A 21,001-nucleotide genomic window follows, 5' to 3' on the forward strand; every position below is an offset into this window, starting at 1 on the left:
TTATAAAGATTGGTTCTGACCCCGCCGAGTGTAGCAGAGAAGAACCGCTTAACGCCCTAGCATCTGCCTAAACGGCATTCCCAGTAAGCGCAAAGTGCCAAAATAGCTACCCAGTGCCAGCACGATCAATCCCGTCAGTGCCGCCACCTTACGCCACGTTCCGGGGGCTTGCCACCAAGCATCCGGCGGTGAAGCCAGCCAGATCAACCCGCCCATCACCACACAGGCCAAGCCAATTTGCACCAAAAACGTAGACCAACCCTTTTCTGGGTCGAAAATTTGCTGCTTGTGCAAGTTGTAAAACAGCAAACCTGCATTCACGTATCCCGCCAGCGCCGTTGCCAGTGCCAGCCCAGCGTGCGCCCCCGGCGTACCGGAAAAATACCACGGCAATACGATCAGCACATTCAGCGCCATGTTGGAGAATATCGCAATCACCCCAATCTTGACCGGCGTTTTGGTGTCTTGGCGGGAATAGAAACCCGGAGCCAGCACTTTCACCATGATAAAACCGCTCAGACCTGCTGAATAGGTCATCAGGCTCAAAGATGACATCTGTACATCGTGCCAAGTGTATGCACCGTGCATCATCACCGTCGCAAGAATCGGTTCTGACAATAGCATCAGCCCCAGCGTTGCGGGCAAAGAAACCAGCAAGCCTAAGCGCAATGCCCAATCCATCGTATGCTGGAACTGTTTTGCATCCGCTTTCGCATGGTCGCTCGACAGCTTGGGCAGGATCACAGTTCCCAGTGCTACCCCAACAATCGCCAGCGGCAATTCCACAAAACGGTCGGAATAGTACAGCCACGAAATACTACCTACCGCCAGAAATGATGCCAGCACGGTATTGATCAACAGGTTCAATTGCGCGATAGACGAACCAAACAGTGCCGGAATCATCAGATTCATGATCCGGCTAACCCCTTCGTGCCCACGACGGATGCGGAAACGCGGCAGCAAGCCCAAGCGGGTCAGCGTCGGCAACTGGAACGCCAACTGCACGACCCCCGAGAAAAATACCGCCCAAGCCAAAGCTAACACTGGCTCATCGAAATACGGTGCACCCCAAATCGCACCCGCAATCATGGTAATGTTCATCAACGCGGGCGTCAGCGCAGGGATCGCAAACTTGTGGAAGGTATTAAGGATGCCGCTGACGAATGCGGTCAGGGAAATGAACAAGATGTACGGAAAGGTAATGCGTAACATTTCCACCGCCAAATCGGGGCGGGCTTCCGGCTTGGCATCAAACCCCGGCGCAAACACCCACATCACCACTGGCGCTGCCACAATTCCGATGACCGTAATCACTAGCAAGATCAAACCCAGATAGCCCGCCACATGGTCGAGCAAACCTTTCAGGGTTTCGCGGTCTTGCTTTTCTTTGTATTCCGACAACACCGGCACGAACGCTAGCGAGAACGCCCCTTCGGCAAACAAACGCCGCAGCAGGTTGGGGATGCGGAAGGCGACGTAAAAGGCGTCAGTTGCCCCATCGACGGGGAAATAGCGGGCAACCACCATGTCGCGCAGCAACCCCAACACACGGGAAATCATCGTCATGGCGCTAATGACAGCACCGGAGCGTAAAAGTCGGCTGCTCATCTTGTTGTATTTAATCCTATTACGTGGAGTGGGGATTCTGCATCAATCATGTGCAAAGGTCATTCAGATTATGTGAATTTTTTCCTGATACACTGTCAACATTGATGCAGTGAATGCGTTAATAAACCTGACAAATAACAACGAGTGCAACAAAACAGGGGGCACACACTCATGACGATCACGGTACAATCGGCAGCCGCGTTGCCGTTGCTGGCAATTCTGCTGTTCAACACCACTGTTTCCGCCAATCCAAGCGCTAGCCAACCGGGCTTTCCCCAACTGGATACCAACCGCGACGGAAGAATTTCTTGGCAAGAATACCTCGCCCGTAACCCGGTTTCCGGCAGGCTCAATCCGCGCCGCATTTTCGACAACGTAGACCAGAACCTCGACGGCTACATCGACCGCGCCGAATTCGACTCCATGAAACGCCGTTCCGCCACGACCAGCTCACGGCTACCTTAATGTATCCCGCATGGATTCTGCCGTTTATTTATTTGCTCAGGCAGGTAGAATGTAGCCCACGAACATCGAAACTTGAGGATTAAGCAAATGAGCGCATTGGAGCGTATTGATCAGGCTGTCAAAAGCAACCCTGTCGTCATTTTCATGAAAGGCACACCGCAAATGCCGCAGTGTGGCTTTTCCAGCCGTGCCGCGCAGGCGTTGATGGCTTGTGGCGAAGAATTTTCCTACGTTAACGTACTCGTCGACCCGGAAATTTTCCAAGAGCTGCCACAGTACGCCAACTGGCCTACTTTCCCGCAGATTTACATCGCTGGCGAACTGATCGGCGGCTGCGACATCACGCTGGAAATGTACCAGAACGGTGAATTGCAGAAGATGGTGAAGGAAGCAGTAAAAGGCGCAGCCCCTGCGGGTAACGCGGCTTAAACAGTTCGGGGCGTAAATCCTTACGCCCCTGACAACTTCACACCAAACTCTTGTTCACAATCTCAAACACATCTCCCGACAGTCCCGCCTGCGCTTGAATCCGTTCCAATTGTGCTTTCATCAAAGCGCTACGGATCGGCTCGTAATGCCGCCAATTCATCAACGGGCGTACCATCCGCGCTGCAATCTGCGGGTTCATCGCATCCAATTGCAATACATTATCGGCTAAGAAGCTGTAGCCACTGCCGTCTTGTGCGTGGAAATGCAACGGGTTGCGCATGGCAAAACTGCCGATCAGCGCCCGCACTTTGTTGGGGTTACGCAAATCAAACAGCTTGTGCTGCATCAGCGTTTGCACTTGCACCAACGTTTCTGGCAGGGTGGAAACGGCTTGCAGGGCAAACCATTTGTCCATCACCAGCGGGTCGTGCTGCCAACGGTCATGGAAATGTTGCAAAGCCTCGTCACGCTGCGGGCACTGGATTTGGTTCAGCACCACCAATGCCGCCAGCGCATCGGTCATGTTTCCGGCTTGCAGGTATTGTTGGTGGCAAAGCGCGTGGATGCCATCGTCATTGACGCGCCCCAAGTAATCCAAACACACGTTTTTCAGGCTGCGACGCCCAATTCTGGCGGCATCGACACGGTATTCGCCCTGCTCATGCAATTCGGCATACAAGGTTTCAAGGTCAATACGCAGCGCTTTTGCCAGCGTGGTATAGATGAATTCGCGCACCGTATGGATCGCTTCGGGGTCGGACGGACGCGACACTTCAGCAATATCGGATTCGGGCGGTAACTGCATGGCTTCCGCACGCAGCGCATGATCCAAAGAGCTGTCGGTCAGCACCGCCTGATACGCGCTGATGAAAGCGTGTTCCAAACCAAAGGCTTCGCCCTGTTCGTGTGCTTTGAGCAGGTTGAGGATAGTCCGCATCGCCAAACGCTGCCCCGCATCCCAACGGTTGAAAGCATCGCTGTCGTGCTTCATGAGGAAAATCAGTTCGGTTTCGCTGTACGGGTAATTCAGACGTACTGGGGCAGAAAAACCGCGTAACAGCGATGGCACTGGCTGTTCCGCAATGCCCGTAAAGGTGAAGGATTGCGCTGCTTCGGTCAGGCGCAAGACCTGCGTCTCCAGCATATCCTGCCCTGCGCTGCCCAATAAACCCACTTCAACCGGAATCAGGAACGGCTGTTTTGCGCTCGCTTCCGGTGTTGCTGGGCAAGTCTGGGTGAAATGCAGGGTACAAGTCTGTGCTGCTGCGTCGTAATCCATACTCACGGTCACATCCGGCGTCCCGGCTTGGTCGTACCAACGTTGGAACTGGCTCAAATCCGCGCCGTTGGCATCCGCCATTGCTGCAAGGAAATTTTCCGTCGCCACCGCTTGCCCGTCATGGCGTTGGAAGTACAAGTCCATACCCTTGCGGAAACCGTCACGCCCCAGCAAAGTCTGGTACATACGCACCACTTCCGCGCCTTTTTCATACACGGTCACGGTGTAGAAATTGTTGATTTCCATGTAAGACGCCGGGCGGATCGGGTGCGCCATCGGGCTGGCATCCTCCACGAACTGCCACGTGCGCAACTTACGCACATCTTCAATGCGCTTGACTGGGCGCGAATGCAGATCAGCGGTAAATTCTTGGTCGCGGAATACCGTCAAGCCCTCTTTCAGCGACAACTGGAACCAATCGCGGCAGGTAACACGGTTGCCCGTCCAGTTGTGGAAATATTCATGCCCAATCACCGCTTCGATACTGACGTAATCGAAATCCGTCGCGGTTTCTTGGCTGGCGAACACGAGCTTGGAATTGAACACGTTCAAACCCTTGTTTTCCATCGCGCCCATGTTGAAATCGTCGACCGCCACCACCATGTAAATATCGAGATCGTATTCCAATCCGAAACGCTGTTCATCCCACTGCATCGCCCGCTTGAGTGACTGCATGGCGTGGTCACACTTGTCGATATTGTGCGCTTCGGTATAGATGCGCAGGGTCACATCGCGCCCTGATGTGGTGGTGTAATGGTCTTCCACATGCTGCAAATTACCCGCCACCAACGCGAACAAATACGCCGGTTTGTGGAACGGGTCTTCCCACCGCGCCCAATGCCGCCCATCACCGAACTCACCGCTGCCAGTCAAATTGCCGTTGGAGAGCAACACCGGGTACTTGGCCTTATCCGCCAAAATCTGGGTGGTGAACACGCTCATCACATCCGGGCGGTCGGGGTAATAGGTAATCTTGCGGAAACCTTGCGCTTCGCACTGGGTACAGAAATTGCCGCTGGACTGATACAAGCCTTCCAGCGAGGTATTCTTTTGCGGGTAAATGCGCGTAACGATTTCCAACGTACACATTGCCGAAACGTGCGGGATGCTCATGCCTTCATCACTCAGCACGTAATCGCCCTCAGCCAAAATCACACCGTCAAGGCGCACCATGAGCAACTCCAGCCTCTCGCCGTACAGTTCCAGCGGCGCATCTGCCGCGACACCGGGGTTACGTCGGTAATTGGCAACGCAAGTTACTTGAGTGGCGTCCTCGCCCAAATCAAATACCAACGACACTGCATCCACGGCGTAAGCGGGTGCGGCGTAATCCTTAAGGAAAATGGTTTTCGGTTGTCCTTGTTTCATGTTCAGTCTCTTTTACCAGCGTTGTACAGGACATCGCAAATTGCGGCGTAATCAGGGTGTTGCGCAGTCAGCAATCCCATACGCAGCAATAGGTCAATATTGACCAGCGTGCAATTGTCCTTAAATTCTTGCGTGTTTGCCGTCAAATGGGCGATTTCCGCCAGTGGCAGCAACTGGAAACCAATCACCTCGCCATCGGTGTTCTCTGGCAAAAAATCTTCCGGCAACCACAAGTCATAGATGTAGATGGTGGAATTGTCCAGCCCGCGCCAGCCTTCTTGCCGATAACTGACTGTTCCCACCGCTTTGGCCTGTTGTGCTAGCGCTTGTGGAATGTTGGCTTCTTCCTTGGACTCTTTCACCACATTGTCCATCAAGCCCAAACCGACGGGCTGTCCACCTGCCACCATTTGGTCGAGTTTGCCGGGCCAGAAGGGTTTATCCAGCGAGCGCGTCCCCACCCATACGTGGATGCCATCGGCCTTTTGCACCAAACCATTGACGTGGATGCCGAAACTTTGCACGCCGAAAAAGTTGGTCGCTGCCCGCTCGATTTCCATTTCCGCATGACCGCCAAAACGGTGCGTAATCGGGTAAGCCTCACCCACCCACGTATCAATCACGCCTTGTTCATGCAAATGGCGCAATACCGGAGCCACCGCTTCAGTACGTGAGGCGTAATCCGCGAGCGTTGGGTTCAACGTGACATGCGTCGGCGTCACTGAAAAAATATCAGGCCAATTTACCAACTGATCGGCGAAGGCAGGCTGAACCTGACCGTACACTTTGTCATCAATCAGCAAGCTGCGGTAATGGGTGGCATCGAAATTGTTGCAGGTGTAAATACGCTCAAGGTAGCTCATGTGTCCGCGTCTGTTGTGGGTGGCTTAGGCTTAATGCATTCATGCTGACAAGTAGTGTCCAACCGAGCCAGAGTACTGCCACTACCCCCACGACGGCAAGTACACGCCATACACGATGCCCTAAAGACGAAAGCCGTTCATAACGTTGCAGGTTGGCATACGCCTCACGGCTCATAAAGGCATTAGCTTCATTGAACGCGGTAAAATCAATGGTAAAGGTTTCACCTTTGTTACGTAGCAGCAATTCAGCCACCAGCGGTTCTTCGCGCTTGTAAATCGAACGTGCGGAATTGATCCGCCCATCCCTATCGAGCGTCGTCACACCGCTCACTTTACGTTCACGCCCGAATTCGTCGCTGACCTGCCAGCTTATCGAACCTTTTTCCGGGGAAATGGTGGAACGGGTAACAGAGTGGATGGTAAAGGTTTTTTTCATTGTTATTGCCATGAATGGATGTGGGAGCGAGTTTAGCAACAATGGGGGGAGGTGCAAACAGGATTACGCTTAAGCGGCAACTACCCAATCAAATGCTGTAAAGCCATGCGATGCACATTGAAAATCTGTTCATAGATCATCAAGTGCCACCTTAATATTGAGTTCATGTTCACGTGCCTTTACCTTAGCCAGCAATTCCAAATCGTCTAGCCACTCCAATTCTATCAATGCTTCATTGACTACTTGTGCGCTGAGTACAACACCACACCGTTCAGTTAACACATTGGCAGATGAATGCTTCGACGACGCATCATCGGTAAAAAATTCATCGCTCATACATATCCTCACGTTTTAATAGCCCAAACGGTTTAACTAAGCGGGGAACAACGGAGGATTTGCTGCATGTCACTTTGGGTGACTCGACGGCGTATTTCTGTAATAAAAACTGATAGAAATCCACCAGTTCGCGGCGGGCAAACTCTGGCAATGCGTCCAAGTCTAGCACTTGCATAGCGGTATCTTATCGTTGTGTCAGTGAAGGCAGATTAGCTTAGGACAGCACCTAAAGCAAACACCGTCGTTATGGACGGCGCTCCTGTTTGATGACATAATTGACAACATGAGCGAAGCAACCAAAATCTTCCAGCGCCGCATTGAATTCCCCGAGGGCTGTGTACTCGAAGGTGTTGTGTGGCTCCTACCAACCCAACCCGTTTTAGGTAGCCGACATCTTTACAAGTACCGCCTGTATTACGGTTGCGAAGGAAGACGCGACATAGGTTACGACAACGAGCGCGGCAAAGGCGATCATCGACACTACGGCGAACGGCAAGAACCGTACACGTTTGTCACACCAGAGCAATTATTGGAAGATTTCTTCACAGACGTGACCGCACTCAGAATGGGAAGCAAACCATGAACAGAAAATTAATTATCAGCATCACTTCTGAAACGGATGCTATGCAAGATTTCAAAGCGGGGTTCCTGCAAGCCTTCAACACGGGCAGCTATCAGGATGAACACATTTATTTCACTTCCCCTACCGCCCTGTTCCAGAAAATCACCCCCAAGCGTTGGGAGTTGATTGCCAAATTGCAGGAAGTTGGCACAGTCAGTATCCGCGAACTGGCAAGACTGTTAGGGCGTGACATCCGACGAGTGCATGACGACACGATTGCTCTGATTGAGGAAGGCGTGATCGAGCGGAATGGTAACGGGGTTTGCGTGCCTTTTGCCGAGATTCATACTGACTTCTCCCTGAAAGCAAAAGCAGCCTAATTTTATTTTCAATAAGTTTTACAAATAGATCGTTTTTGCAGCATAATGGCGACATCTGCAATTTGCTCAAGGAATGCTCATGCGCGAATATCTTTACCCTGCTCACCCCTGCAACGATTGGTTTCAAATCAAAGTAATTGACGCATGGCAATCTAGTGGAAAACCATTCTTTGCATTTTCATTCTGCACATACACACCTAATATTTTGATAAACAATGAGAATCATCATAATGACCAACAACCTTTCTGGATTTACATTTATTACTCAAAGAAAAAAATCGACGAAGGTCTCGAAGGCGGATGGTGTGATGATGACGATGCAAAAGTAGCGATGGAGGTAGAGTATCGTCTTAGGGTTCTTACGTTTAAGCCTGGAAATAATAATCCATTTGCAAATACCGACACTCATGATTCTTCCCCGTGTGATCATGGAGAAGAAACGATCTGGTTCAAATGCGATAGAATTGAAGAAATTAGAAAATTAGACCAGAGTGGTAAACTTGTTAATTTGCATCTTCACGATTTTCAACATGCAATAGACCCCACAAAAGCCGTAGGACAAGCAATGATTACTTCAATTGTACCTGTATGCAGAAAGTCACCCTTAATTATACGAAAGTCTTGGCAGCACAACGATGAACCTGCAAGTTGTAGCTCACAACCTTGATAAGCAAAACGCCGCCCTACCAAGCGGCGTTTTTCATTCAGCGCCAAATAGCTTTAAACCTCCTGCGCTTCAACCAACGCCATAAACGTCAGCCGACCCTCTTCCACCCCCACCGCAATCGTATCCCCCGGCATAAACTTGCCACCAAGAATCTGCTGTGCCAATGGGTTTTCGACCTGTTGCTGGATAGCGCGTTTGAGCGGACGTGCGCCGTACACAGGGTCGAAGCCTGCTTCCGCCAGCAAATCGAGTGCTGCATCGGTAATCTGAATCCCCAAATCCCGCGCTGCCAAGCGTTGGCGCAAGTTGTTGAGCTGAATGTCGGCAATGCGGCGAATTTCGCCCTGACCCAGCGGATGGAATACCACCGTTTCGTCGATCCGGTTGATGAATTCAGGGCGGAAATGCGTGCCGACCACCTCCATCACCGCTGCTTTCATGCGCTCGTAGTTGGCTTCGCCCGACATCTCTTGAATGAGGTGCGAACCGAGGTTGGAAGTCATGATAATGACGGTGTTGCGGAAATCCACGGTGCGGCCTTGCCCGTCGGTCAAACGCCCGTCGTCCAGCACTTGCAGCAGCACGTTGAATACGTCGGGATGGGCTTTTTCCACCTCGTCCAGCAGGATCACGGAATACGGGCGGCGGCGCACCGCTTCGGTCAAATAGCCACCTTCTTCATAGCCGACATAGCCCGGAGGCGCACCGATCAGGCGGGCGACGGAATGCTTTTCCATGAATTCGGACATATCAATCCGCACCATCGCGTCGTCGGTGTCGAACAGGAACGTTGCCAACGCCTTAGTGAGTTCGGTTTTACCTACGCCCGTAGGCCCCAAGAACAGGAACGAACCGCTGGGGCGATTGGGGTCGGAAAGCCCTGCCCGCGCTCGGCGGATGGCGTTGGAAACCGCGACCACCGCTTCGGTTTGCCCAATCACGCGCTTGGCAAGCACCTCTTCCATTTTCAGTAGCTTGTCTTTTTCGCCTTCGAGCATTTTGCTGACGGGGATGCCTGTCCAACGCGACACGATGTCGGCAATTTCGTCTTCCGTCACTCTGGTTTTCAGTAACTTGGGCGCTTTGGCTTCGTGGCTATCCACAGTGGCATCCGCTTTGGCGAGTTGCTGTTCGAGTTCGGGGATGCGCCCGTATTGCAACTCCGCCATGCGTTGCAAATTGCCCGCACGTCGGGCGGTTTCAAATTCGAGCCGCGCTTGGTCGAGGGCTTCCTTGATGTGGGATGTGCCTTGCACGTCGGCTTTTTCGCTTTTCCAGATTTCTTCCAGATCGGCGGATTCGATTTCCAGACGGTCGATTTCAGCCTGCAAGTCGGCAAGGCGCTTTTTGGACGCATCGTCGGATTCCTTTTTCAAGGCTTCGCGTTCGATCTTGAGTTGGATCAGACGGCGGTCAAGCTTGTCGATCACCTCCGGTTTGGAGTCGATTTCGACGCGGATGCGCGACGCGGCTTCGTCGATCAGGTCGATGGCTTTGTCTGGTAACTGGCGGTCGGTGATGTAACGGTGCGATAACGTAGCGGCAGCGACTAACGCAGGGTCGGTGATTTCCACGCCGTGATGCACTTCGTACTTTTCCTGCAAGCCGCGCAGGATGGCGATGGTGTCTTCCACGGTCGGTTCGTCGACCAACACTTTCTGGAAGCGGCGTTCGAGCGCGGCATCCTTTTCGATGTACTGGCGGTATTCGTCGAGGGTGGTTGCGCCGAGGCAGTGCAATTCGCCACGAGCGAGGGCGGGTTTGAGCATATTGCCCGCGTCCATTGCGCCGTCGGCTTTGCCTGCGCCGACCATGGTGTGTAATTCGTCGATGAACAGGATGATATTGCCTTCGGCTTTGGCGATGTCGTTGAGCACGGCTTTGAGGCGTTCTTCAAAGTCGCCACGGTATTTTGTACCCGCAAGCAATGCGCCGAGGTCGAGCGAGAGCAGGCGTTTGCCTTTCATGCCTTCGGAGACTTCGCCGTTGACGATGCGTTGCGCCAAGCCTTCAACCAACGCGGTTTTGCCCACGCCGGGTTCGCCGATCAGCACGGGGTTGTTTTTGGTGCGGCGTTGCAGGATTTGCACCATGCGGCGGATTTCTTCGTCACGCCCAATGATCGGGTCAATTTTGCCCTGTTCGGCGCGTTCGGTAAGGTCAATGGTGTATTTGTCGAGGGCTTGGCGTTGGTCTTCGGCGTTGGGGTCGTTGACGGTTTGCCCGCCGCGCATCCCTTCGATGGCTTTTTCGACTGCGCCTTTGGTTGCGCCCGTTTCACGCAACAGATTGCCGAGCGTGCCTTTGTCTTCCAGTCCGGCGAGGATGAAGAGTTCGGAGGAAATATATTGGTCTTTGCGTTGCTGGGCAATTTTGTCGGTAACGTTCAGCAGCTTGCTGAGATCGTTGGACACATGCACGCTGCCTGCATCGCCGCCGGACACGGAAGGCATCCGGTCGAGGGCTTCGCCCAGTTTGGAGCGCAACTGGTTGACGTTGACATCGGCTTTGGTGAGCAAACCGCGAGTGGAACCGCCTTCCTGATCAAGCAGCGCGATCATTAAGTGGGCGGGTTCGATGAATTGGTGATCACGCCCTAACGCGAGCGATTGCGCGTCTTGCAGGGCGAGTTGGAACTTGCTGGTGAGTTTGTCCATTCTCATGTGGGCTTACCTATTATTGGGTTGGACGCGAATGCGTCAGATAGGACAAATCTGGGGTGGCGGGTGGGAAATTCAAGGCGGAGGATGTGGATAAGTTTGACTTGCATCAACTCCCCCGCCATTAAATCACTTCCCTATAAAAGCCGGAAAGTCATCAGCAAGTTAAGCAGTGACAAAAAAACAAGGCATAAAATCAACTTGTACTCGATAGTCATATCGTCTTCTCTCTAATTATTTTTATTGGTTACGTTATGTGCCACCTGATCAAGCAAACTGCCGAAACCGCTGCCTGTCACCGACAAGACAAACTATACATTTAGATTAATTAATACTCAATTAACCAAAACATCCAGCGCCTCACGGATAACCGCATAAGCATGGGCAAGCTCCTCCTGCGTCACGCAATACGGGGGCAACAAGTACACCACATTCCCCAGCGGACGCAGCAACAAACCGCGCTCGTGGAAAAACGCCTTGAGTTGCGGGCCGATTTGCGAGGTATAGCCTGCGTCTTCTGTCACCACGTCGAAGGCGGCAATCGTGCCCATTACCCGCACATGCTGCACTTGCGGATGCGTGGCAAGTTGCGCCAAACCTTGCCGATGCCAGCTTTCGATCTGCGGTAATTTCGCCAGCGTCTGTTCATCCGCAAACACTTGCAGCGAAGCCAATGCCGCCGCACACCCCAATGGATTCGCAGTAAACGAATGCCCATGCACCAACGCCCGATCAAAGTTTTCACCCAAAAACGCCGCGTAAATCGACTCTTTCGCCACCGTCACCGACATCGGCAGAAAACCCGCCGTCAGCCCTTTGGAGAGGCAAATAATATCCGGCGTAACCTGCGCGTTGAGGCTGGCAAACATCGCGCCCGTGCGCCCAAAGCCCGTCATCACTTCATCAAAAATCAGCAAAATACTCGCCGCTTGCAGCTTTGCCGCGAGTGCTTGCAGGAACGCAGGGCGGCACATACGCATCCCAGCAGAACCTTGAATCAACGGTTCAAGGATCACAGCCGCGATGGTATTGCCGTGGTCGACAAGGTAATCATCCAGCCGCACCAATGCCGCTTGCTCTTTCCCCCCTACGTCGTCATCGCCGTCCCACGTTGCCGGAAATGGCAGCAAGCCAACCTCAAACAGCAAACTACCGTAAGTATCAAAGAATCCGCAGCCCTTCCCCGCCGACATTGCCCCTACCGTATCGCCGTGGTAGCCACCTTCAAACGCCAGAAAGCGGGTGCGCTGGCCTTCGCCGTGGTTGCGCCAGTATTGCAGTGCCATTTTCAACGCCACTTCCACCGCCGTCGAACCGTCATCACTGAAAAACACGCGGGTCAACCCGTCGGGCAAACGTTGCACCAATTCAGCGGCAAGCTGCGCGGCAGGTTGGTGAGTGAATCCGGCAAAAATCACTTGTTCCAACGTTTGCGCCTGCTTCGCAATCGCGGCGGCAATGGTGGGGTGCGCGTGCCCGTGCAGGTTCACCCACCATGAGGAAATCAGGTCGAGGAATTCCCGCCCGTCTTCGGCATACAGGCGGATACCTTTGGCGGAAGTGATGGGGATGGGGTCGGGCGCAGTCTGGGCTTGGGTGAAGGGATGCCAGACGTGGCGGCGGTCGAGGGCGGTAATAGTCATTCTTCTGCTTCCTGCAAAGTTAGTTCTAACTCACGCCGCAACTCTTCTACGTTGGGCAAATAAAGCTGATATTTCTGTACGAAAAGCTGGCTATTCATTTGATACGTGGCGTATTCAACCAACAACTCATCCTTGTGACGGCTCAAAATAATCCCAATTGGTGGGTTGTCACCCTCAACATTTTCCTCATTCGCAAAGTACCCCAGATACAGGTTCATCTGCCCAATGTCGTGATGCTGCACCTCGTTGATTTTCAGGTCAATCAGCACGAAACAGCGCAAAATACGGTGGTAAAACACCAAATCGACTTTGTAATGGGTGTTATTGATAGTGATCCGGTATTGCCTCCCTACGTAGGTGAAGCCTTTACCCAGTTCCAATAAGAACTGTTGCAAATGATCACAAAGCAGTGTTTCAAGCTGCAATTCTGACACACGATACGGTTCTGGAATTTTCAGAAATTCAAACACATAGGGTTCGCGCAACAAATCGGCAGGCTGTCCGACCAATTGCCCTTGTTGCGCAAGCCTCAGAATACCTTCTTTGTCAGTACTAGCGGCAAGGCGCAGGAACAAGGCAGTGTCTTTTTGCCGTTTCAATTCTGGCACTGACCAGCGCTCATTGATGGCTTGTTTTTCATAGAATCCACGTTCCAGCGCATTATCTATTTTGAGAAGCTCGACATAATGTGACCAACTCAATTGGTGAGAAGGTTTCTGACTTTTTGGATAGTATTTATACAACTGACGCATATACACCAAATTGCTGCGGCTGAACCCCTTGCCAAAACGTAGCGTTAGATCAGTAGCAAGCTGCTTGATGAGCGATTTTCCGTAGCCAGCTTTGGCGCTACCTGCTTGTTCAAACTCAACGATATGCTGACCAATTTGCCAATACGTTTCCAGCAGTTGTACGTTGACAGCCTGCACCGCTCGTAAACGCCCTTGGTCGTAGGTACTGGTAATCGTGGCTATCAGTGTGTTGTAAGGTTGTTCGGGTAAAACACTATGCATGATCATTGTCTTCTAGCATAAAGGGGGGAGAGGAAAAAATGCGGCGACATGGTACTCGCTCAACCATAATGAGCTTTTCGATGGCAATTCGGGCACAACGCAATCGCGTTTTCAACAGAATCTTCGCCATCATCCGATAGAGGAATACGATGATGTACTTCAAGATATGGAGTTCCATCTACTTTCTTGAGGAATGGTGCTGGCACACAACAGGACTCACACTTGCCATTTGCCCGGAACAAAACTTCTGCTACTACATCAGGATTTCGTACAAAAGCTCTGGTTTCAACTTTAATTTTTCTGGGTATTTTAGAAGCTTGAGCAAGACGTTGGAGGTGCAGTTCTCGTCCATCGGCAAGGGCATCGTTTACCTCATCCAAAAAACCTCTTTCCAAAACAGCATAAGGATCAGTATAAATACTCCAGAAATCCGAAAGACGTGTTTTTTTACGTCTTAGTTGGACAATATCTCTATCTTTAGCTAACGGAGAATCCATAACCTTGCGTGTGGCACTAGCGAATGACTCCCACAATTTTTCATTACGAACCATGCCGACTAATACATCGTAGGAAGCAGAATATCCCCACTGTAATGGATATTTTGATTTTTCTGTGGCTTTAACCGAACGGTATTTTAGCCCTTTGATGCGAGGGGCATTTTGATCAACCAATATCCAGAGTCCTTCATCATCATCTGCTGAACGATGAATAGCTGCTACATACAATCCACCAACAACTAAACTGGTACGTGTAGCGTGGATACCAAACCATAGCTGTCGCGGATACTGAGTATGGGTAAATGCTCTCTCAAAAAAATGAATGCAATGAGTGATTAAGCCATCAGGAAACTTGCGATATTTGCCTAACCAGTCCTGTAAATCTAGCTGCCAAGGATTTTCCACATTGGCAACGGGGACAGCTTCAAAATACTCGATAGCATCAATCATCTGTGTTCTCAGCTTGTTCACCATCATCTTCCTTGTTGCACCCTTGCGACTCTATGCGGCAGTAACGCACCTTGTCGAGACCCAACAAGCATACCAAATCACACACACTAGGATATTGGAAAAGTGCTAAGATGTGCGCCCTAAGCAACCAAAAAATAGAGAAATATCAACAATGGAGGATAACCGATGGACAGCAGCATTTTCCTCACCCTACTCGAATTCCTAGCCGCCCTGTTCATCGTCGTCATCGGGGCAGCGATCCTACTCGGCATCGGCGTTTACTTGCACGACATCAACCAGACCAAGAGTGCAATCCTGCGCAACTACCCAGTGATCGGGCATTTCCGCTATTGGTTGGAACATCTGGGCGAATTTCTGCGCCAATACTTTTTTGCGATGGATCGGGAGGAAATGCCCTTCAACCGCGCCCAACGTTCGTGGGTGTACCGCGCTGCCAAAAACCTCGACAACACCGTGGCGTTTGGCTCGACCATCAACCTCAGCACCCCCGGCACAACCCTGTTCGTTAACTGCGCCTACCCGGTGCTGGATACCGACATTGCCGAAACCCAACCGCGCCGCATCGGCCAGTATTGCCGCGAACCTTACGATGCACCGTCATTTTTCAATATTTCCGCGATGAGTTATGGCGCACTTTCCGGCCCTGCAATCCGCGCCCTATCACGCGGGGCGGCACAAGCAGGTTGCTGGCTGAATACCGGCGAAGGCGGCTTGGCAGACGCGCATTTGGACGGCGGCTGCGATGTGGTGTTCCAGATTGGTACAGCGAAATACGGCGTGCGTGATCTGGAAGGCAAACTCAGCGACGCCAAATTGCGCGAAGTGGCAGCGATCCCGCAAATCAAAATGTTTGAGCTAAAACTCAGCCAAGGCGCGAAACCGGGTAAAGGTGGCATCCTGCCTGCGGAAAAAGTGAGTGAGGAAATCGCCCGCATTCGCGGCATCCCGGTGCATCAAGCCTCTATCAGCCCTAACCGTCACCCGGAAGTCAACGACGAACAAGACTTGCTCGACATGCTCAACCACATCCGCGAGGTGACAGGCAAACCCGTCGGTTTCAAAGCGGTCATCGGTGGTTATCGCTGGCTGGAAAAATTGTTCCACGAAATCAACCGCCGTGGCATCGAAAGCGCCCCCGATTTCATCACCCTCGACAGTGCCGATGGCGGTACGGGCGCTGCGCCCATGAGCTTGATGGATTACGTTGGCCTACCGATCCAAGAAACGCTGCCCAATGTGGTGGATATGCTCTACAAATTCGGCTTACGTGAGCGCATCCGCATCATTGCCGCCGGTAAATTGCTGAACCCATCGCAAGTGGCGTGGGCTTTGTGCGCTGGAGCAGATTTCATCAATAACGGACGCGGATTCATGTTTGCCTTGGGCTGCATCCAAGCCATGCAGTGCAACAAAAACACCTGCCCGACTGGCATCACCACCCACGACCCCCGCCTGCAAAAAGGCTTGGTGGTGGAAGACAAAGCCACTCGGGTTGCCCATTACCACCACAATTTGGTGCACGAAGTCAGCACGGTAGCGCATTCCTGCGGGGTAAATGAACCGCGAGACCTACGCCGCCAGCATTGCCGCATTGTGCAACCGGATGGGCGGATTGTACCGCTGGATCACCTCTACCCTTACCCTGAACGCAACGGCAAACCGGACGCGGCAACCCGTTAAAACGCACTGCCCCGCGCCCGCACCCAACCCGTCAGGCTGAAACGTTCACGCCGGGCGGGCATAACCTCATGCCAAAACTTCGCGCTGCGGAACAATACCAATTGCCCCGCATGGGGGTAAATATCGACGTATTCGCCGCCATCCGAGCCGTCGGTATAAAAGCGCAGTTGCCCGCAATCGCTTTCCTGCCAGTTTTCGTTGAGGTACAGCACGGCGGTCACGATCCGCGCCGAAGTCCCGCGAAAATTGTCTAGATGCCGCCGGTAAAACGCACCCGGCGGATACACCGCAAAGTGTGATTCAAACTCGAACAACCCCAGATACAGCAAACGGTTCAAATTCACACGCAAATCTTCGATGAACGTCTGATAATCAGCCAATGCGCCCTGTTCCGCCCGCTCCAGCCATTGCACATAATCACTGCGGATCGACTCATCGACATTCAATTCTTGCCCACGCCCAATCCCAGCCGCATGAAATGCGCCCTCGTCCCACTGCGTCCGCGCTTGCTCGCGCAACTCACGCACCTGCTCCAGCGGCAAGAAATCAGGCAATACAATCCAGCCCTTATCCGCCAAGGTATCCGCAATGGTTTCTACATCTACCGTCATACTTTCAATCCTAAGCCCCGTGCCAGCCGCGTTTGCCGCTGGCGTAAACCCATCCCCTGCCGCGCATTCCAATGGCGCAAGGGCGCAACGCGGTCAACCGCCATCAAACCCACTGCCCGCGCATGTCCCAGCGGGGCAAAATCGTTGGAAAACACCCGTACCAGCGTGTCGGTATAACGCACCACTCCTTGCTGATCCTGACGGCGCAGTTCCTCGTAATGTGCCAGTAAATCCGCCGCACCGGGGTCACTGCCCTGCCGTGCCGCTTCCGCCAGCATTTCTGCAAGCTGTGCCACATCGCGCAAACTAAGGTTCAAACCTTGCCCCGTCACCGGATGCAGCGCGTGGGAAGCATTGCCAACCACTACCGCACGGCCTGCCACTTCCTTAACCGCTTTCTGCAACACCAGCGGGTAAGCGGCACGTTGCCCAACCTTGGTAAATTCGCCCTGCCGAAAGCCAAACGCCTCCTGCAATTTGTGCAGGAACGCGGCATCATCCAGTTGCATGGTCGCTTCCACGTCTTCATCGCGATGTGTCCACACCAGCGAATAGCGCCCTTCCGTCAGCGGTAACAACGCCAACGGGCCACTCGACGTAAAGCGCTCGTAAGCCAGATTGCGGTGCGGCTCGGCGGTGGTAACATTGGCGATAATCGCGGTCTGGTGGTATTCGCTACGGGTAACGCCAATCCCCAGCATTTCACGTACCCCGGAATCCCTGCCATCCGACACCACCAACAAGCGGGTTTGCAAGGTATCCGCCACACCATTGCGCTCGATTTTCACCTGCACACTATCCGCATCTTGTTCCACCCCGAACACCTTCGCGGGAACAATCAGCTCAATCTCGCCAGTATCCAGTTCTTCGTACAACAGCTTGCCCAACACCCTGCTTTCCACCACATAGCCCAACGCAGGCACGTTTTCTTCCGCCGCTTCCAGCCGCGCCGCGCCGAAATGCCCCCGGTCGGAAATGTGGATATGCTGGATACTTTCTACCCCGGAACGCAACTTGCTCCAAATGCCCATGCCCTGATAAATGCGGCTCGAACCGTAGGACAGCGCGATGGAACGGTCATCGTAGCTCGGCTGTTCCACCACACCGAAGTTATAGGCTTCAATCAAGCCAATTTTCAGACGTAAGGGTTTGAGCGCCACCGCGAGGCTCGCGCCGACCATGCCACCACCGACGATTAGGACATCAAACATGATAACCTCATACTTTCGCAAATATCATCCATTTTAATGCAAAATTAACACCAAAATAGTACACTTTAATGCAATTCATTCCATAAGGCAGCAAACAAACCATGTTCAACCGCCAAACCGTCACCGACATTATCCATTGGTATCAGCAACCCCAACGTAAGCCGCTGGTCATCCGGGGCGCACGTCAAGTGGGCAAAACCACTGCAGTGCGCATGGCGGGCGAACAATTGGGCGTTCCTGTCATTGAAATCAACCTCGAACGCCATGCCGAACTCGACCCATTATTTCGTCGTTACCAACTGGACGAATTGCTATTCAACTTTTCGCTAATCACTGGCGAAGCCATCACGCCCGACAAACCGCTGATCCTGTTTCTGGACGAGGCTCAAGCCACACCCGCTGCCTATTCATGTCTGCGCTATTTCTGGGAAGACATGCCCAAACTGGCGGTTATCCTCACTGGCTCATTGCTTGATCAGGTCTTGCACAATTACCAATTACCCAGCCCTGTCGGGCGCATCGAACCGTATTTCATGGGTGCATTGCGTTTTGACGAATTCCTACAAGCCATTGGTGCGGAAAAAGAATATCGCGCCCTCAATATGCTCAACAAACACAATATGCACCTGATCCCGGACAGCCTGCATGAAAAACTGCTGGGTTTGGTACGCCGTTACACCCTGACAGGCGGGATGCCGCACTGCATCCAACTGGGATTGGACACAAACTTCAACCATGCCGACATCCTCAAATACCAAACAGCCTTGCTGCAAACCTACCGGGATGATTTCGCCAAATATCGCGGCTCACAACCTGCCCTTACCCTCAATGCACTGTTCAACGGTATTCTAGGGCAAGTCGGGCAACAATTTTCCCACAAACAAGCGCAAGAAATTGCCAGTCACACCAGTGCAGACAACCGCCAACTCAATGCCGCGATTGAACACTTCTTGGCTGCCCGTTTATTTTACCGGGTCTTACACAGTCATGCAGATGCAGTCCCCTTGGGTGCAGAAACCAAAATCCGCATCAGCAAATTCCTGTTCCTTGACATTGGGCTGTTGCTCGCGGCACAAAACATCCCTGCCCAAACCCTCATGCACGCGCCCTTGGAATTGGCAAACCGTGGCCTATTGGCAGAACAATTTGTCGGGCAGCAGTTGCTTTACGCCAAACCTGCTTACGTCAGCCCCGAGCTGTATTACTGGCAACCACCCAAAGCCGAAGGACAAGCCGAAGTCGATTTCTTATTCACGCAAGGCAATGCCATTATCCCCGTCGAAGTCAAATCAGGCAGCACGGGAACCATCAAATCCTTGCACACGTTTGTCATCAAGAAACAAGCTGACCGCGCTATCCGCATCAGTTCTGCCAAGCCATCCGTGGAATCGCTGGAAGCCCGCCTGATGCAACAAGTGAAACCATTCCAACTTTTCAACATCCCATTTTATCTGGTGAACCGTATTGAACAATTACTGACAGCGGATTAAGCCGCCATCAACCCCTCAATATCCGCAACCTCTTTCACCACATCGCGGCTCAATACCTCGTTGCCCTCTTCGGTAATCAGCACATCATCTTCAATGCGGATGCCGATATTCCACCACTTGGGGTCAACATTTTCCGCCGGGGAAATGTACAATCCCGGCTCGACCGTCAGCACCATACCGGGTTGCAAGGTGCGCCAGTCTTCGCCGATCTTGTAATCGCCCACGTCATGCACATCCATGCCCAGCCAATGTCCAGTCTTGTGCATGTAAAATTGGCGGTAAGGCTCGTCTTCGTTTTCCGGGCCTTTCTTCAGCACGCCGTCAATATCGCCTTGCAGTAAGCCGAGTTGCAGTAAACCTTCCGCCAGTACCCGTACCGCAGCTTGATGCGGATCATCCCATGTTTTGCCGGGGCGGGCTTGATCTATGGCAGCTTTTTGCGCATCCAGCACCAGTTGATAGAGGGCACGTTGTTCCACACTGAATTTGCCATTGACCGGGAAGGTGCGGGTAATGTCGCTGGCGTAACATTCGTGTTCCGCCCCCGCGTCAATCAGCAACAGGTCGCCGTCACGCAACACCGCACGGTTTTCGATGTAGTGCAGGATGCAAGCATTTTCACCGCCGCCAACGATGGTGGTGTAAGCAGGCTCCATCCCTGCCCGCCGAAATTCGTGCAGAAATTCGGCCTCAATCTCGTATTCGATTTTACCCGGCTGGCACACTTGCATGGCGCGGGTATGGGCTCGGGCGGAAACCTGTGCTGCATGGCGCATCACCGCCACTTCCGCCGGGGATTTGAACAGGCGCATTTCGTGCAGAATACGGTCAAGCATCACAATCACGTGCGGGGCACGAATACCGGCACGGGCTTTTGCCCGCAACTGATTAATCCAACCCAGCATCTGCTGGTCGAATTCGGCATTTGCCCCAAGGTCGTAATGTACGCTGTCACGCCCAGTCAGCAATTGCGGCATCAGTTTGTCGAGGTCGCCGATAGGGTGCGCATCGTCCGCACCGTGCAAGTGCTTCACGCCTTCCAACCCGGCACGCAGACCCGACCAACGCTCGGCCTGCGGGTCTTTTTCGCGGCAAAACAGCACGTATTCACCCGCCTCACGCCCCGGCACGAACACCGCCACCGCTTCCGGCTCGTTGAAACCCGTCAGGTAGTGGAAATCACTGTCTTGGCGGAACGGGTATTCCGCATCGCGGTTGCGCACCTTCAAACCACCGGATGGCACGACCGCAATCGCATCCTTACCCAAGCGTTCTAGCAAACGGCGGCGGCGGGCAGCGAATTCTTCTTTGGGGATAACGGGTCTATCCATC

At 52.9% G+C, this 21,001-nt stretch carries 20 protein-coding genes; 7 read left to right on the forward strand and 13 right to left on the reverse strand.

The window, feature by feature from the left end; all coding sequences use genetic code 11:
* Positions 1-48: 48 nt before the first annotated feature.
* A complete protein-coding gene (gene murJ, locus PHE17_RS03695) occupies positions 49-1,608 on the reverse strand; it encodes a murein biosynthesis integral membrane protein MurJ (RefSeq protein ID WP_301014470.1) in 1,560 nt (519 codons plus the stop codon).
* Between the two features lie 171 nt (positions 1,609-1,779).
* On the opposite strand from murJ, the gene PHE17_RS03700 reads away from it, so the two are divergent.
* Both PHE17_RS03700 and grxD read left to right on the forward strand, forming a co-directional pair.
* Positions 1,780-2,073: an EF-hand domain-containing protein gene (locus PHE17_RS03700; protein WP_301014471.1), complete on the forward strand. Its 294-nt coding sequence runs from the start codon at positions 1,780-1,782 to the stop codon at positions 2,071-2,073.
* Between the two features lie 87 nt (positions 2,074-2,160).
* Positions 2,161-2,502, forward strand: coding sequence for a Grx4 family monothiol glutaredoxin (gene grxD, locus PHE17_RS03705; RefSeq protein WP_301014472.1), 342 nt, complete (start codon positions 2,161-2,163; stop codon positions 2,500-2,502).
* Positions 2,503-2,539: 37 nt separating this feature from the next.
* Here the strand turns inward: grxD and pepN are convergent, their stop codons facing one another.
* The 5 genes from pepN to PHE17_RS03730 form a co-directional block, all read right to left on the reverse strand.
* Positions 2,540-5,149, reverse strand: a complete 2,610-nt coding sequence (pepN, locus tag PHE17_RS03710) for an aminopeptidase N (protein WP_301014473.1) — start codon at positions 5,147-5,149, stop codon at positions 2,540-2,542.
* A 2-nt stretch (positions 5,150-5,151) separates the two neighbouring features.
* Positions 5,152-6,012 (reverse strand): DUF4743 domain-containing protein, encoded by an 861-nt coding sequence (locus PHE17_RS03715; RefSeq protein ID WP_301014474.1) that lies wholly within the window; start codon positions 6,010-6,012, stop codon positions 5,152-5,154.
* A complete protein-coding gene (locus tag PHE17_RS03720; RefSeq protein ID WP_301014475.1) occupies positions 5,999-6,448 on the reverse strand; it encodes a hypothetical protein in 450 nt (149 codons plus the stop codon). Before PHE17_RS03720 ends, PHE17_RS03715 begins: the two co-directional genes overlap by 14 nt.
* A 129-nt stretch (positions 6,449-6,577) precedes the next feature.
* A complete protein-coding gene (locus PHE17_RS03725; protein ID WP_301014476.1) occupies positions 6,578-6,784 on the reverse strand; it encodes a hypothetical protein in 207 nt (68 codons plus the stop codon).
* Positions 6,774-6,959, reverse strand: a complete 186-nt coding sequence (locus PHE17_RS03730; protein WP_301014477.1) for a hypothetical protein — start codon at positions 6,957-6,959, stop codon at positions 6,774-6,776. Before PHE17_RS03730 ends, PHE17_RS03725 begins: the two co-directional genes overlap by 11 nt.
* Positions 6,960-7,067: 108 nt before the next feature.
* Between PHE17_RS03730 and PHE17_RS03735 the strand changes: the two genes are divergently transcribed.
* From PHE17_RS03735 to PHE17_RS03745, 3 genes are all read left to right on the forward strand, one after another.
* Positions 7,068-7,367, forward strand: coding sequence for a DUF6516 family protein (locus PHE17_RS03735; protein WP_301014478.1), 300 nt, complete (start codon positions 7,068-7,070; stop codon positions 7,365-7,367).
* Positions 7,364-7,726, forward strand: a complete 363-nt coding sequence (locus PHE17_RS03740; protein ID WP_301014479.1) for a transcriptional regulator — start codon at positions 7,364-7,366, stop codon at positions 7,724-7,726. The genes PHE17_RS03735 and PHE17_RS03740 overlap by 4 nt, the downstream gene beginning before the upstream one ends.
* Positions 7,727-7,805: 79 nt before the next feature.
* The gene (locus PHE17_RS03745) at positions 7,806-8,393 is read left to right on the forward strand and encodes a hypothetical protein (protein ID WP_301014480.1); all 588 of its coding nucleotides are present in this window, start codon (positions 7,806-7,808) and stop codon (positions 8,391-8,393) included.
* 53 nt (positions 8,394-8,446) lie between these two features.
* Here PHE17_RS03745 and clpB read toward each other — a convergent pair whose 3' ends face one another.
* From clpB to PHE17_RS03765, 4 genes are all read right to left on the reverse strand, one after another.
* Positions 8,447-11,056 carry an ATP-dependent chaperone ClpB gene (gene clpB, locus PHE17_RS03750; RefSeq protein WP_301014481.1) on the reverse strand — a complete coding sequence of 870 codons (2,610 nt, stop codon included), beginning with the start codon at positions 11,054-11,056 and terminating at the stop codon, positions 8,447-8,449.
* Between the two features lie 332 nt (positions 11,057-11,388).
* Positions 11,389-12,696 carry an adenosylmethionine--8-amino-7-oxononanoate transaminase gene (gene bioA / locus PHE17_RS03755; RefSeq protein WP_301014482.1) on the reverse strand — a complete coding sequence of 436 codons (1,308 nt, stop codon included), beginning with the start codon at positions 12,694-12,696 and terminating at the stop codon, positions 11,389-11,391.
* Positions 12,693-13,709, reverse strand: a complete 1,017-nt coding sequence (locus PHE17_RS03760) for a PDDEXK nuclease domain-containing protein (protein WP_301014483.1) — start codon at positions 13,707-13,709, stop codon at positions 12,693-12,695. The genes bioA and PHE17_RS03760 overlap by 4 nt, the downstream gene beginning before the upstream one ends.
* A gap of 59 nt (positions 13,710-13,768) precedes the next feature.
* Positions 13,769-14,656 (reverse strand): HNH endonuclease signature motif containing protein, encoded by an 888-nt coding sequence (locus tag PHE17_RS03765; protein ID WP_301014484.1) that lies wholly within the window; start codon positions 14,654-14,656, stop codon positions 13,769-13,771.
* A 186-nt stretch (positions 14,657-14,842) separates the two neighbouring features.
* Here PHE17_RS03765 and PHE17_RS03770 point away from each other — a divergent pair, with 186 nt between their 5' ends.
* Positions 14,843-16,357 carry an FMN-binding glutamate synthase family protein gene (locus PHE17_RS03770; protein ID WP_301014485.1) on the forward strand — a complete coding sequence of 505 codons (1,515 nt, stop codon included), beginning with the start codon at positions 14,843-14,845 and terminating at the stop codon, positions 16,355-16,357.
* Here PHE17_RS03770 and PHE17_RS03775 read toward each other — a convergent pair.
* Complete coding sequence (locus PHE17_RS03775) at positions 16,354-16,968, reverse strand: 2OG-Fe(II) oxygenase (RefSeq protein WP_301014486.1); 615 nt, start codon at positions 16,966-16,968, stop codon at positions 16,354-16,356. The two genes, PHE17_RS03770 and PHE17_RS03775, sit on opposite strands and share 4 nt — an antisense overlap.
* The gene (gene ubiH, locus PHE17_RS03780; RefSeq protein ID WP_301014487.1) at positions 16,965-18,179 is read right to left on the reverse strand and encodes a 2-octaprenyl-6-methoxyphenyl hydroxylase; all 1,215 of its coding nucleotides are present in this window, start codon (positions 18,177-18,179) and stop codon (positions 16,965-16,967) included. Before ubiH ends, PHE17_RS03775 begins: the two co-directional genes overlap by 4 nt.
* 101 nt (positions 18,180-18,280) lie before the next feature.
* Here ubiH and PHE17_RS03785 point away from each other — a divergent pair, with 101 nt between their 5' ends.
* Positions 18,281-19,669: an AAA family ATPase gene (locus tag PHE17_RS03785; protein WP_301014488.1), complete on the forward strand. Its 1,389-nt coding sequence runs from the start codon at positions 18,281-18,283 to the stop codon at positions 19,667-19,669.
* Here PHE17_RS03785 and pepP read toward each other — a convergent pair.
* Complete coding sequence (gene pepP, locus PHE17_RS03790) at positions 19,666-21,000, reverse strand: Xaa-Pro aminopeptidase (RefSeq protein ID WP_301014489.1); 1,335 nt, start codon at positions 20,998-21,000, stop codon at positions 19,666-19,668. The genes PHE17_RS03785 and pepP overlap by 4 nt on opposite strands.
* Between the last annotated feature and the right edge of the window lies 1 nt (position 21,001).

Origin of the sequence: Thiothrix sp. (assembly GCF_028714775.1) — a bacterium.
GTDB lineage: Bacteria > Pseudomonadota > Gammaproteobacteria > Thiotrichales > Thiotrichaceae > Thiothrix.

Excerpts from the sequence above, each read along its gene's own strand:
- PHE17_RS03760 (WP_301014483.1), bottom strand. The coding sequence starts at position 13,709 with ATGCATAGTGTTTTACCCGAACAACCTTACAACACACTGATAGCCACG.
- PHE17_RS03730 (WP_301014477.1), bottom strand. The coding sequence starts at position 6,959 with ATGCAAGTGCTAGACTTGGACGCATTGCCAGAGTTTGCCCGCCGCGAA.
- PHE17_RS03765 (WP_301014484.1), bottom strand. The coding sequence starts at position 14,656 with ATGATTGATGCTATCGAGTATTTTGAAGCTGTCCCCGTTGCCAATGTG.
- pepP (WP_301014489.1), bottom strand. The coding sequence starts at position 21,000 with ATGGATAGACCCGTTATCCCCAAAGAAGAATTCGCTGCCCGCCGCCGC.
- PHE17_RS03725 (WP_301014476.1), bottom strand. The coding sequence starts at position 6,784 with ATGAGCGATGAATTTTTTACCGATGATGCGTCGTCGAAGCATTCATCT.
- PHE17_RS03740 (WP_301014479.1), top strand. The coding sequence starts at position 7,364 with ATGAACAGAAAATTAATTATCAGCATCACTTCTGAAACGGATGCTATG.
- bioA (WP_301014482.1), bottom strand. The coding sequence starts at position 12,696 with ATGACTATTACCGCCCTCGACCGCCGCCACGTCTGGCATCCCTTCACC.
- PHE17_RS03720 (WP_301014475.1), bottom strand. The coding sequence starts at position 6,448 with ATGAAAAAAACCTTTACCATCCACTCTGTTACCCGTTCCACCATTTCC.
- ubiH (WP_301014487.1), bottom strand. The coding sequence starts at position 18,179 with ATGTTTGATGTCCTAATCGTCGGTGGTGGCATGGTCGGCGCGAGCCTC.
- PHE17_RS03745 (WP_301014480.1), top strand. The coding sequence starts at position 7,806 with ATGCGCGAATATCTTTACCCTGCTCACCCCTGCAACGATTGGTTTCAA.
- PHE17_RS03770 (WP_301014485.1), top strand. The coding sequence starts at position 14,843 with ATGGACAGCAGCATTTTCCTCACCCTACTCGAATTCCTAGCCGCCCTG.
- PHE17_RS03715 (WP_301014474.1), bottom strand. The coding sequence starts at position 6,012 with ATGAGCTACCTTGAGCGTATTTACACCTGCAACAATTTCGATGCCACC.
- grxD (WP_301014472.1), top strand. The coding sequence starts at position 2,161 with ATGAGCGCATTGGAGCGTATTGATCAGGCTGTCAAAAGCAACCCTGTC.
- clpB (WP_301014481.1), bottom strand. The coding sequence starts at position 11,056 with ATGAGAATGGACAAACTCACCAGCAAGTTCCAACTCGCCCTGCAAGAC.
- PHE17_RS03735 (WP_301014478.1), top strand. The coding sequence starts at position 7,068 with ATGAGCGAAGCAACCAAAATCTTCCAGCGCCGCATTGAATTCCCCGAG.
- murJ (WP_301014470.1), bottom strand. The coding sequence starts at position 1,608 with ATGAGCAGCCGACTTTTACGCTCCGGTGCTGTCATTAGCGCCATGACG.
- PHE17_RS03785 (WP_301014488.1), top strand. The coding sequence starts at position 18,281 with ATGTTCAACCGCCAAACCGTCACCGACATTATCCATTGGTATCAGCAA.
- PHE17_RS03700 (WP_301014471.1), top strand. The coding sequence starts at position 1,780 with ATGACGATCACGGTACAATCGGCAGCCGCGTTGCCGTTGCTGGCAATT.
- PHE17_RS03775 (WP_301014486.1), bottom strand. The coding sequence starts at position 16,968 with ATGACGGTAGATGTAGAAACCATTGCGGATACCTTGGCGGATAAGGGC.
- pepN (WP_301014473.1), bottom strand. The coding sequence starts at position 5,149 with ATGAAACAAGGACAACCGAAAACCATTTTCCTTAAGGATTACGCCGCA.